General features: G+C 70.1%; 10 protein-coding genes. 3 read left to right on the plus strand and 7 right to left on the minus strand.

What is annotated here, in order from left to right:
• Positions 1 to 157: 157 nt before the first annotated feature.
• From O2L52_RS04830 to O2L52_RS04845, 4 genes are all read right to left on the minus strand, one after another.
• Entirely contained in the window at positions 158 to 1,054 is an 897-nt protein-coding gene (locus tag O2L52_RS04830) for an amino acid ABC transporter permease (RefSeq protein WP_270114196.1), read from the minus strand.
• A gap of 13 nt (positions 1,055 to 1,067) precedes the next feature.
• Positions 1,068 to 1,724 carry an amino acid ABC transporter permease gene (locus O2L52_RS04835; protein ID WP_270114197.1) on the minus strand — a complete coding sequence of 219 codons (657 nt, stop codon included), beginning with the start codon at positions 1,722 to 1,724 and terminating at the stop codon, positions 1,068 to 1,070.
• A gap of 192 nt (positions 1,725 to 1,916) precedes the next feature.
• Positions 1,917 to 2,861 carry a glutamate ABC transporter substrate-binding protein gene (locus tag O2L52_RS04840; RefSeq protein ID WP_270114198.1) on the minus strand — a complete coding sequence of 315 codons (945 nt, stop codon included), beginning with the start codon at positions 2,859 to 2,861 and terminating at the stop codon, positions 1,917 to 1,919.
• Between the two features lie 51 nt (positions 2,862 to 2,912).
• Complete coding sequence (locus tag O2L52_RS04845; protein WP_270114199.1) at positions 2,913 to 3,668, minus strand: amino acid ABC transporter ATP-binding protein; 756 nt, start codon at positions 3,666 to 3,668, stop codon at positions 2,913 to 2,915.
• 251 nt (positions 3,669 to 3,919) lie between these two features.
• On the opposite strand from O2L52_RS04845, the gene lipB reads away from it, so the two are divergent.
• Complete coding sequence (gene lipB / locus O2L52_RS04850) at positions 3,920 to 4,591, plus strand: lipoyl(octanoyl) transferase LipB (protein WP_270114200.1); 672 nt, start codon at positions 3,920 to 3,922, stop codon at positions 4,589 to 4,591.
• A 64-nt stretch (positions 4,592 to 4,655) separates the two neighbouring features.
• On the opposite strand, the gene O2L52_RS04855 is transcribed toward lipB, so the two are convergent.
• Both O2L52_RS04855 and O2L52_RS04860 read right to left on the minus strand, forming a co-directional pair.
• The gene (locus O2L52_RS04855) at positions 4,656 to 6,038 is read right to left on the minus strand and encodes an alpha/beta hydrolase (protein WP_270114201.1); all 1,383 of its coding nucleotides are present in this window, start codon (positions 6,036 to 6,038) and stop codon (positions 4,656 to 4,658) included.
• Positions 6,039 to 6,515: 477 nt separating this feature from the next.
• Complete coding sequence (locus O2L52_RS04860) at positions 6,516 to 7,307, minus strand: ABC transporter ATP-binding protein (protein WP_270114202.1); 792 nt, start codon at positions 7,305 to 7,307, stop codon at positions 6,516 to 6,518.
• Positions 7,308 to 7,529: 222 nt separating this feature from the next.
• Between O2L52_RS04860 and O2L52_RS04865 the strand changes: the two genes are divergently transcribed.
• Both O2L52_RS04865 and O2L52_RS04870 read left to right on the plus strand, forming a co-directional pair.
• Positions 7,530 to 8,591 carry an ABC transporter ATP-binding protein gene (locus O2L52_RS04865; RefSeq protein WP_270114203.1) on the plus strand — a complete coding sequence of 354 codons (1,062 nt, stop codon included), beginning with the start codon at positions 7,530 to 7,532 and terminating at the stop codon, positions 8,589 to 8,591.
• Positions 8,588 to 9,604 carry an ABC transporter permease subunit gene (locus O2L52_RS04870; protein WP_270114204.1) on the plus strand — a complete coding sequence of 339 codons (1,017 nt, stop codon included), beginning with the start codon at positions 8,588 to 8,590 and terminating at the stop codon, positions 9,602 to 9,604. The genes O2L52_RS04865 and O2L52_RS04870 overlap by 4 nt, the downstream gene beginning before the upstream one ends.
• A gap of 268 nt (positions 9,605 to 9,872) precedes the next feature.
• On the opposite strand, the gene O2L52_RS04875 is transcribed toward O2L52_RS04870, so the two are convergent.
• Entirely contained in the window at positions 9,873 to 11,042 is a 1,170-nt protein-coding gene (locus tag O2L52_RS04875; protein ID WP_270114205.1) for an ROK family transcriptional regulator, read from the minus strand.
• Positions 11,043 to 11,427 lie beyond the last annotated feature (385 nt).

The raw sequence follows: 11,427 nt of genomic DNA on the forward strand, positions 1-11,427 counted from the left end.
GATTTCAAAAGGAGCGTAGCAGGGCCCGAATGTGCTTGCGCCTCATATTGGTCGGTGGTACGGACGGCGCTTGTTGATGCCGGTGGGTGCACTGAGGGCCCCGCCGCGGTGATGCGGCGGGGCCCTCAGTGGTACGTGATGCGTGATAGGTGATGTATTACTCGGCGACGGCGGTCGCCTCGATCTGCCGCACCCGCGCCAGCGGGGCCGCCGTCTTCGTGCGCATGCGCCGCTCCACGACGACCACCAGCTTCGAGAGGGCGTAGGCCATCGCGAAGTAGATGAACGCGGCGATGATGAGCGCCTGCAGATAGGACTGGCCGTAGTCGTGGCCGATGATGTTGGCCGAGTGCAGCAGCTCCGGGTAGGTGATCACGGCGCCGAGCGACGTGTCCTTCAGGAGGATCACCAACTGCGCCAGCACCGCCGGGAGCATGTTCCGCACCACCTGCGGCAGCACGACCAGGCGCTGCACCTGGCCGTGGTTCAGCCCGACCGCGTACCCCGCCATGGCCTGGCCCGGCGGAAGCGCCGCGACGCCCGCCCGCAGGATCTCGGCGAGGACCGCGCCGTTGTAGATGCCGAGGCCCAGCACCAGGAACACCAGGCGCCGCGTGTCGCCGTCCCAGCCGAACGTGTCGCCGGTGAACCTGAACGCCCCGTCGATCGTGAAGGAGATCCAGATGAGCAGCACCAGCGGAAGGGAGCGGAAGAACTGGACGTAGCCCGTGGCGGCCCAGCGGGTCAGCGCGAACCGGGAGATCCGGCCGAACCCGAAGACGACGCCGAGGACGATCGCCAGGACCGACCCGAGCGCGAACGCCAGGAGCGTGTTGAGGATCGCCGGGATCCAGGTGTTCTCCACGACGAGCACGTCGAGCGGGTTGGCCCAGCGGGTCTCCTCGAAGAAACCGTCCCGGGCGAGTGCCAGTGCGCCCCAGCCCAGCAGGGCCAGGATCACCGCGCCGGAGATGATGGAGGCGATGAGCGAGCGCTGCCGGCCCTTGGGGCCGAGCGCGTCGAACAGGACCGTGCTTTCTTGCTGTCTGGTCATGAGTCACCCGCCTTCATCGGACGAACGCGGCGCGCCGCTCGGCGAGCCGGACGAGGTAGCTGAGGACAAAGGCGATCGCCAGGTAGCAGACGGTCACGCTGATCGTGACGCCCCACAGGTCGTACCGGGACTGGGGGTCGTCGATCAGGCCCCGCGAGGTCGAGTACAGCTCGGTGATGCCGACCGCGTACACGAGGGCGCTGTTCTTGACCAGGGCGATCAGGAGCGACCCCAGCGGCGGGATGACCGCGCGGAAGGCCTGCGGGAGGATCACGTTCTGCAGCGACTGCCCGAAGGTCAGGCCGATCGAGCGGGCCGCCTCGGCCTGCCCGAGGGGGATCGAGTTGATGCCGGACCGCAGGGTCTCGCCGGCGAACGCCCCGGTGTACATGCCCAGGCCGAGCAGGCCGACACCCCAGGAGGTGGTCTCGATGCCGATGGACGGCAGGCCGAAGTACATGATGAACAGGACCGCCAGGAGCGGCACGTTGCGGAACAGCTGGGTGTAGGCGTTCGCGGCCCAGCGGGCCGGCGCGGCGGGGCTCACGTGCATGACCACCAGGACCATGCCGATCGCGAGGGCGATGGCGTAGCTGGCGAGCGTCACGACCACGGTGATGCGCGCGCCCTCCAGCAGGGCTTCGGCCATCGAGGCGAAATTGTCGAACAAGCGGACTCCTCCATAAGGCGGGCGGGGGGGGGGGGGGGGGGGGGGCCCCCCCCCCCCCCCCCCCCGGGGCGGGGGCGGGGGGGGGGGGGGGGGCCCCCGCGGCCAAATTGCCCACACCCGCGCCCCCCCCCCCCCGGGGGGGGGGGGGGGCGGGGCCCCCGCCCCCCCCCGCCTCACCGAACGGTCGCGGACCTAGTAGCGGTTGGGTTCCGGGAGCGCCTCGGGGGTGGGCATCCCGGCGGCGCCGAAGGTCTTGTCGAAGGCCTTCTGCCAGTCGCCGTTGGCGATGATCGCGTCGATCATGTCGTTGACGAAGTTGCGGGCGTCGGTCTCGCCGAGGGGCATCGCGACGCCGTAGGGCTCGTCGGTGAAGATGTTCGCGGAGTCGAGGACGCGGTAGGCGTCCGGCTTGTCGACGGTGAAGCCGTACAGGATGGTCTCGTCGGTGCTGACCGCTTCGGTCTGGCCGTTCTCCAGGGCCAGGGCACAGGCGGCGTAGTCGGCCAGCGGCGTGATGTTCGCCTCCGGGTTCGCGGCCTCCAGGTTCGCGATCGAGCCGGAGCCCTCCGCGATGCACACGTCGCGGCCGGCGAGGTCGGCCACCGACTGGATGTCGGTGTTGTCGGCGGCGACCATGACGTTCTGGCCGGTCTCGAAGTACGGGCCGGCGAAGTCGAACTGGGTCAGCCGCTCCGGGTACATCGAGTAGGACGCGATGACCACGTCGACGGTGCCGTCGTTGATGTACGTCTCGCGGTTCTGCGAGGTCGTCTCCACGAAGCGGAGGTTGCCGTCGTCGCCCTCGGTGACCTCACCGAAGATGTAGGTGGCCAGCAGGCGGGCGATTTCGGCGTCGAAGCCCTCGACCTCGCCGGTGGCGGTGTTCATCTGGCCGATGAGCGGCTGGTCGTACTTGACGCCGACCGTGATGAAGCCCTTGTCCTGGATCTCCTGGATGAGGCCGGCGGGAATCGCCTCGGCCTGGCCCAGCGAGTACTCGCCGACCGAGGCGTCGACCGACTCCTGCTCCTCGGCGTCCTGGCTGGCTTCGCCAGAGCAGGCGGCGAGCGACATGGCCACCGCAGCTAGCGCTGCGACGACGGTTCTACGACTCGTGCGTTTGAAAGACGTGCGCATTCGGATGTGTCCTTCCTAAAAGGGCGAACGGTGTGGTGGTTTCAGGTGGCTCTAGTGCGTCATGACCTTCGCGAGGAAGTCCTGCGCGCGCGCGGTCTTCGGGTCGTCGAAGAACTCGTCCGGGGTGGCGGTCTCGACGATCTGGCCCTCGGCCATGAACACGACGCGGTTGGCCGCGCGGCGGGCGAAGCCCATCTCGTGGGTCACCACGACCATCGTCATGCCCTCGCGGGCGAGGTCCTGCATGACGTCGAGGACCTCGTTGATCATCTCGGGGTCGAGCGCGGAGGTCGGCTCGTCGAACATCATGAGCTTGGGGTCCATGGCCAGGCCGCGGGCGATCGCCACGCGCTGCTGCTGGCCGCCGGAGAGCTGCGACGGGAAGACGTCCGCCTTCTCGGCGAGGCCGACGCGCTCGAGGAGCTGGCGGGCGCGGGCCTCGGCCTTCGCCTTGGGGGTGCGGCGCACCTTGATCGGGCCCAGCGTGATGTTCTGCAGCACCGTGAGGTGCGCGAACAGGTTGAAGTGCTGGAAGACCATGCCGACGTCGGCGCGGAGGTTCGCGAGCGCGCGGCCCTCGGCGGGGAGCGGCTTGCCGTTGACGGTGATGTCGCCGGAGTCGACGGTTTCGAGCCGGTTGATGGTGCGGCACAGGGTGGACTTGCCGGAGCCGGAGGGTCCGATGAGGACCACCACCTCGCCGTCCTCCACGGTCAGGTCGATGTCCTTGAGCGCGTGCAGGTCTCCGAAGTGCTTGTTGACGCCGGAGATGCTGACCATCGGTGCCTTCGGCTGCGTTGCTTCCATTCGTGTCCCTGTTGTCGTGTGCAACCCTCGACTGGCGCGGGGCGAGCGGATTGGCTTGAGTACCTGGAAATAGTAGTGTGACAGCTCACGCGCGGTTAGCGGGGCGGCCAGAGCCGCAACTAGTCGGCAATTAAGTAACAGCATCATAAAGAACGACCAGGGCATAACGGATACGACCCATCGCTGGAACAACCGTGACGCATCCGGCGTCCGGTGGCCGCGGGGGCGCGGCGCGGATTAATGTCGTCCCCATGACCGCAACCGTGGGAACCGCGAGCGTCGCAGGCGGGAAGATCACCGTCGAACGGCGCGGCCTGGTGGACTACCAGGAAGCCTGGGACTACCAGAAGGCGCTGCAGCAGCGGCGGATCGACGACGAGATCGGCGACACCGTGCTGCTCCTCGAGCATCCGAGCGTGTACACCGCCGGGCGGCGGACCGAGACGTGGGCGCTGCCGCAGGACGGCACCCCCGTGGTCACCGTGGACCGGGGCGGGCAGATCACCTGGCACGGGCCGGGGCAGATCGTGGGCTACCCGATCATGAAGATGCGCAACAAGGTCGACGTCGTCGGGTACGTGCGGCGGGTCGAGGACACGATCGCGGCGGTCTGCCACGAGTTCGGGGTGACCTCGGCGCGCGGGCGGATGCACGACCGCACGGGCGTGTGGCTCCCGGAGGACGACAAGGGCCCGGAGCGGAAGATCTGCGCGATCGGCGTGCGGGTGCGGTGGGCGACCACGATGCACGGCTTCGCGTTGAACTGCAACCCGGACATGAGCTACTGGGAGCGGATCGCGCCGTGCGCGATCACGGACGCGGACGTCACGAGCCTGTCGCAGGAGCTGGGCCGGGAGGTCACTGTCGCGGAGGTCCTGCCGGTGGTGGAGAAGCACCTGGGCCTGCTGCTCGAGCAGGACTAGCGAGACCTGAAGGGACGGGCGCGGTGCGTGCCGCGCCCGTTTCGCGTACCCCGGGCCCGCCTCGCTACGAGCAGGGCTCGTAGGCCTCGGGCTGCTCGTCGGCGAGGTCGGGGGTCTCGTTCATGAGGACCTTGAAGATGTTGTTCCAGGCGTCGGACTCGGGGTAGAAGATCTCCGAGTGCGAGTGGACGCCTTCGACGGGCTTCCCGGAGATGCCCTGGTCGGAGAGGCGCAGGCCGTAGTCGTCGACGGCGTCGGGGTCGTCGGAGAGGTTGCCGGTGACGAGGTTCCGGTTGCCGGGGAAGTCGTCGGGGTCGGCGCCGTGGCCCAGGAGCGGCACGTACGGCATGCCCTGGACGTAGGAGATCGGGTCGCCCGGGCCGGTGATCGAGTAGCGGGGGCGGCAGGGCTCGGTGTAGTCGGCGGGGCTGTACACGTCGTTGCCCATGCCGGCCGAGGCGATGTGGAGGACCTGGTCGGCGGCGACGTCGTAGGTCTCGGCGTAGCCGATGACCGCGCCGCCGTAGGAGTGGCCGGCGAGGGTGAACGGGGTGTCGTTCCCGATCTGGTTGCGCACGTCGAACGTGAACGAGGCGAGGCTCTCGGCCGCGACCTGCGACCAGGACGCCCAGGACTCCTCGACCCAGCCCGAGGGCCAGGACGCGGCGGCCCAGACGATGACCGCGAGTTCGCCGTCGGCGGCGTCGACGAACGACTTGGCCCGGTTGTAGTAGAGCTCGAAGTTCTCGCTGGAGAGCACGGCCGAACCGCCGGGGACGAGCACCGCGACGTTCGCGGCCGTGTCGAGGTCGCCGACGACCTCGATCCAGGAGCCGTCGCCGTTGTTGTTGTACGGGTCGAGGTACAGGAACTGCCGGTCGGTGCCGACGAGGGCCTGGAGCTCCTCGCGGGCGGGCCGCTCGGCATCGTCGGTCCACGGCCGGGTCGGGCTGTCGTACGTGGTGGAGGCCTCGGTGGTGGCCTTGAGGATGAGCTGGTTCGCGGTGATGCGGGCGTCGAACGGCGCGCCGGGCATCTCGGCGACGATGGACGGGTAGAGGACGGCGAGCCAGGCGGTCGCGTCCTCGCCGAGGCCGTCGTAGAAGGCGTTCACTTCGAGGGGGTCGAGGCTGCCGCCGGCGTCGTGGAGCTCGGCGAGGGCCGCCCCGAGTTCGCCGGAGTCGGCGGTCGGTTCGGCGGCGACGAGCTCGGCGGCGATCGCGGGGTCGGCGAGCGCGGTCTCGAGCGCTGCGGCGGGGTCGTCACCGGCGATGGGCGCGTCGGCGCGGAGCGCCGAGAGCTCGTTCACCGGGTCGGCCGCGAGGACGGGGACCGGGTGGAGCTGGTCGGCCTCGGCCTCGCCCAGGCGTGTCAGGCCGGCGAGGTAGACGAGCGCGAAAACGGCGACGGCCGTCACGACCGTCGCACGCCACCACCGAAATCTCACCGGGCCAGCGTAACCGAGGCCGCCCAGGCCCGGCGAACGCTGCGCGTGTGAGGGCAGCCTCCGGGCGGAGCAAACGAGGGCAGGAGTCGAGCCGCTGGGGGCCGTGTTCCGGGCCCCCGGTATACACCCTGACATGCGGGTACGACATCCGCGCGGACCGGAGTCGACCTCACATTGAGGCCGGTTTTCACGGCGGCGGGCCGAGCCGCCGAGAGCCGTGTTTCAGGCCCGGCGATGCTTGCGGCTGGTTCGCGCCTGGCCCGCGGTGGCGAATGCGCCAGCGCGAATCAGGCTCGTGTTCGGGTCCGTTTCGAGGGCAGGATCCGAGCCGCTAGGGGCCGTGTTTCGGGCCCGGCCTCGGCGACGCTTGCGAGCCGTAAATGAGCGCAGTCAATACCCTGACACACGGGTCTGACATTCCGGCGCGACCCGACTACGGCTCGCATTTGGCGCCGCTGTTGGGGCGCGGATGGTCGGTCAGGAGGCCGTGGCGGTGAAGCGGTCGCCGTGGGCGGTGAGGGTGAGCGGGAGGCCGAAGGCCTTCGAGAGGGTCTCCGAGGTGAGCGCCTCGGCGATCGGGCCTGCGGCGATCACGCCGCCGCCGGAGAGGACGAGCGCGTGGGTGAACCCGGGCGGGATCTCCTCCACGTGGTGGGTGACCAGTACCAGGGCGGGTGCGGACTCGTCGCGGGCGAGGCCGGCGAGGGTCGCCACGAGTGCTTCGCGCGCGCCCAGGTCGAGTCCGGCGGCGGGCTCGTCGAGGAGCAGCAGTTCGGGGTCGGTCATGAGCGCCCGGGCGATGAGGACGCGCTTGCGCTCGCCCTCCGAGAGCGTGCCGAACAGGCGGTCGGCGAGCTGGGCGACGCCGAGCCAGCGCATGAGGGAGGCGGCGCGCTCGTCGTCCTGCGAGTCGTACTCTTCGCGCCAGCGGCCCATCATGCCCCAGGCGGCGGTGCGGACGACGTCGAACGCCCGCTCGTCGTTGGGGATGGCGTCGGCGACCTGGGTGGTGGTGAGGCCGATGCGGGGGCGCAGTTCGAACACGTCGACGCGGCCGAGGCGTTCGCCGAGGATCTCGACCACGCCGGAGGTGGGGTGGTTGCGGGCGGCCGCTAGGTTGAGCAGCGTCGTCTTGCCGGCGCCGTTGGGGCCGAGGACGACCCAGCGCTGTGCGGCGTCGACTTGCCAGTCGACGCCGTCGAGGAGCTGGTTGCCGCCGCGTCGCACGGTGACGCCGGACAGGTCGAGGACGCGTTCAGACTGAGCCACGGGTCAATGAAACCACGGGCCCCCGACGATCGGTCGCGGGCGGGCCTCGGCGGCGGTGCTACGACACACGGGCGAACGCCCGGCGGCGCGTCTGGAGTGAATGCCCGGGCCGTGCAACGACGCCGCGTTTGGCGGCGTCTGAACTATCAGACGCCGGACCCCGGTGCCGCCGCTCGCGGGGCCGGGCACTTTGACCATGCAAGTCCTGACTGGAATGAGCAGATGCCCCCCATCATCGAGATATCGGGGCTGAGGAAGACCTATTCGAGGGCCTTCCGTCAGCCGCACAACGCTTTGGACGGCCTCGACCTTGAGGTCGCCGCGGGCCAGGTGCACGGTTTCCTGGGCCCCAACGGGTCCGGGAAGACCACGACCCTGCGGGCCCTGCTCGGTCTCATCCGTGTTGACGGCGGGACCATGCGGATCTTCGGCGAGGAGGTCCCCCGCCGCCTTCCCGAGGTCGTCGGGCGGATCGGCGCGGTCGTGGAGTCCCCGCAGTTCTTCAAGCACTTCTCCGGGCGCCTGACCCTCCAGCTGCTCGCCGAGAGCGCGGGCGTGTCGAAGGCGCGTGTCGAGGAGGTCTTGGAGCAGGTGGGCCTGCGCGATGCCGCGAAGGCGTCCGTCAAGGGCTACTCGCTGGGCATGCGGCAGCGGCTCGCGGTGGCGCAGGCGCTGCTGAAGCAGCCGCAGCTGCTGATCCTGGACGAGCCGGCGAACGGGCTGGACCCGGCCGGGATCCACCACATGAGGGAGCTGCTGCAGTGGCTCGCGCATTCGCAGGGTGTGACCGTGGTGGTCAGCTCGCACCTGCTCTCCGAGGTGCAGCAGTTGTGCGATTCGATGACGATCGTCTCCAGGGGACGTCGGATCGTCGACGGAAAGGTCGCGGACATCATTGCGGGGCACGGGGATTCGAGTCTCACGGTGCGGTTCCCGGATGTGGCGTCGCTACCGGAGGCGGCCGAGGCCCTTGCGGCGGCTTCGGGTTCGCCGGGTGCGGCCGCGGTGTCGGCTGCGGTCGACCGCGACCGGCTGGTGGTGAGGGGCGCGCCGGAGGCGGCGTGGGTGACGAGGACGCTCGCTGACGCGGGGATCTACCTGTCCGAGCTGCGGATGGAGACGAAGAACCTCGAGTCGGTGTTCTTGGAGCTGACCGGCACTGCGCCGGTCCCGGGGCAGACCGTCCAGATCGGGGAGTCGGTGGTGGTGCCGCAGGGTCCGCCCGTGGCGGTCTCCGACGGTGTCGTTTCCATCGAGGTCGAGTCTGAAGGGGCCGAGCGGTGAACCTGTTCAAAGCCGAACTGCGGCGCTTGGCGCGCCGCCGCCTGTCGATGGTCTTCGGGATCATCGCCGCGGCGGGTCTGCTGGTGCTGGCCGGTGTCTTCTGGTTCACGTCGAGCAAGGGCCCGACGGCGGCCGAGCTCGCCGACGCGCAGGCCGAGGCGGACCGGATGAACGAGGAGAACTACGAGTACGACGAGTGCGTGGAGGACGAGGCGTACTTCGACACCGAGGAGTACGGCTACCTCGAGGACGAGCCGTACTACGCGGACATGACCCACGAGGAGCTGTGCGCCGACTGGTTCGGCGTGTGGACCGCCGAGGACCTCATCTACACGTACACGTTCGACTTCGCCGAGGAGAGCCCGCTGATCCTCATCGGCGCGGCGGTCATCACGGGCCTGATCATGATGATGCTCGGGTCCTCGGCGATCGGCGCCGAGTGGTCGAGCGGCGGGTTGGCGAACCTGCTGCTGTGGCACCCGAACCGGATGAAGGTGTGGGGTGCGAAGCTCGGTGCGGCTTCGGCGGTGTGCGCGGGGGCGGTGATCGCGGTGCTGCTGCTGGCCTTCGGGCTGCTGTACGTGACCGCGGCGGCGCGCGGGGAGGTCGGCACCCTGAATGCGGCCTGGTGGGACGAGAACCTGCCGAAGCTCGCGCGCGCCGGCCTGCTGTCGGTCGCGATGACCGTGCTCGGTGCGTCGCTGGCGATGCTGGGGCGGCACACGGCGATCTCCGGCGGGATCATCGCCGGTTACCTGATCGTGGGCGACATGCTGGTGCGGTTCGCGGGCATGGCGATGCAGATGCCGTTCTCGGAGCGGTTGTCCCTGTACACGTGGGTGACCGCGTGGATCGACGGGAAGATCGAGCTGCAGGACTGGAGCGACATGTACTCGGAGTACCCGGACGTCATGGTGATCACCTCGAGTGAGGCCGGGCTGCTGCTGGGCGGGATCGTGCTCGCCTTCGCGGCATTGGCGACCTGGGCGTTCCAGCGGCGCGACGTGTCGTAGCCGCGCTGGCGCGGTAGCGCGTCACGCGTGATATACCACTGTGGTCGGAGCCCGGAGCCCGGAGCCCGGAGCCCGGAGCCCGGAGCCCGGAGCCCGGAGCCCGGAGCCCGGAGCCCGGAGCCCGGAGCCCGGAGCGGTGGCGTGTGATGCGTGGCGCGTGACATATCACCGCCTGAGCGATTGAGCGAGTAGACGAGACGCCGCCCGCGGATTCCGCGGGCGGCGTCTCGTTTGATGTTGCAGGGCGGCGCGCGTAAAGCCGCCTCGATCAGTCGAAGAGGCTTTCCCGGACGGCGTCGAGGCCGTGCAGGATCGCGCCGCGCATGACCGGCTCGTCCATGACCGAGCCCGCGACCACGCTCGGGTTGACGGGGGCGAGCTGGGAGGTCTGGGCGGCGACGCGGCCGGCGAGCTCGAGCCCGCCCGCGTAGCCGACGGGCCCGCCGAGGACCACCACCGTGGGGTCGAGGAGGACGCAGACCGCGACGATGCCGAGCGCGATGCCGCGGGCGATCTCGTCCAGGCACGCGGCGCCCTCCGGGCCCGCGTCGATCGCCGCGGCCAGGACCTCTCCGGGTTCGGCGGCCTCGAAGCCGTGCTTCGCGCCGATGTCGACGACCGCGTCACCGCCGATGACACGCTGGTAGGAGCCCTTGGAGAGGCGGGTGACGACGCCGCCGGTGGGCAGTTCGCCCCCGGGCACGGGCAGGAAGCCGATCTCGCCGGCCGCGCCGCTGGCGCCCCGGTACAGCTGCCCGTTGAGGATGACGCCGAGGCCGAGGCCGCCGCCGAACCACGCGTACACGAAGTCGGTGGCCCCGCCGGCGCCGCCCGAGCGCTGCTCCGCGAGGCAGGCGAGGTTGACGTCGTTCTCGATCTCGACGGCCGGGGTGAACTCCTCGTTCAGCGCGGTGCGCAGGCCGCGGTGCCAGGCCGGGAGGTTCCAGGAGAAGCCGATGTCGCCGCTCGCGGGGTCGATGACGCCGGGGGTGCCGAGGACGATCCGCTGCACCTTGGACATCTCGACTCCCGCGTCGGCGACGGAGTCGGTGACGACCCGGCGGACCACGGCCACCGGGTCGGTCGAGTGCTCGACGTCGATCTCGGCGCGGCCGACGATGCGGCCGGTGAAGTCGGCGCAGGCGCCCTTGGTGGTCACGGGGCCGACCTCAACACCGACGACGTACGTGAAGGCCGGAACGGCCGCGTACAGGGACGCGTTGGGGCCGCGCCCGCCGGACTTGGAGCCGACGACCTCGACGAGGCCGCGGCTCTGGAGGCGCTCCATCATCTGGGAGGCGGTGACCTTGGACATCGAGGTCCGCTCGGCGAGCTGGGCGCGGGTCTGGGGGCCGTCCTCCAGCAGGAGTTTCAGCGCGGCCTGGTCGTTCAGGACGCGAAGCAGTTTGGGCACCCCGGGGGTGTGGCTCTTCGGCATTCGTACTTCCTTATTCTCCGAGCCCACATTATCCACGCGGGCCCACCCGCCCCAACCGCAGCTAGCGCGCGAAAGCCGAACGCATGATCGTTAGAGGCCGACTGACGGCACGGACGCACCGCCTCCGACCGGTTCACGGGCCGGCCGCGAACCGGTCGACCGGGAATGTCGTACCCCTATGTCAGGGTATGAGCTGTCCCGATTAACGGCTCGCAAGCTTCGCCGAGACCGGGCCCGAAACACGGCCCCCAGCAGCTCGGACCCTGCCCGCGAACGCCACGGCGGCCCCGTCGTAACGGCAGGACCGCCGCCCTGGAGGAGCCGTGCCGGCGCAGGCGTGGAGCGGCTTCGCCGCCGACCGCGCGGTCCGGCACCTAGCCCCGGC

The sequence above is a fragment of the Glycomyces algeriensis genome (assembly GCF_027622855.1).
GTDB classification, from domain to species: Bacteria; Actinomycetota; Actinomycetes; order Mycobacteriales; family Micromonosporaceae; genus Glycomyces; species Glycomyces algeriensis.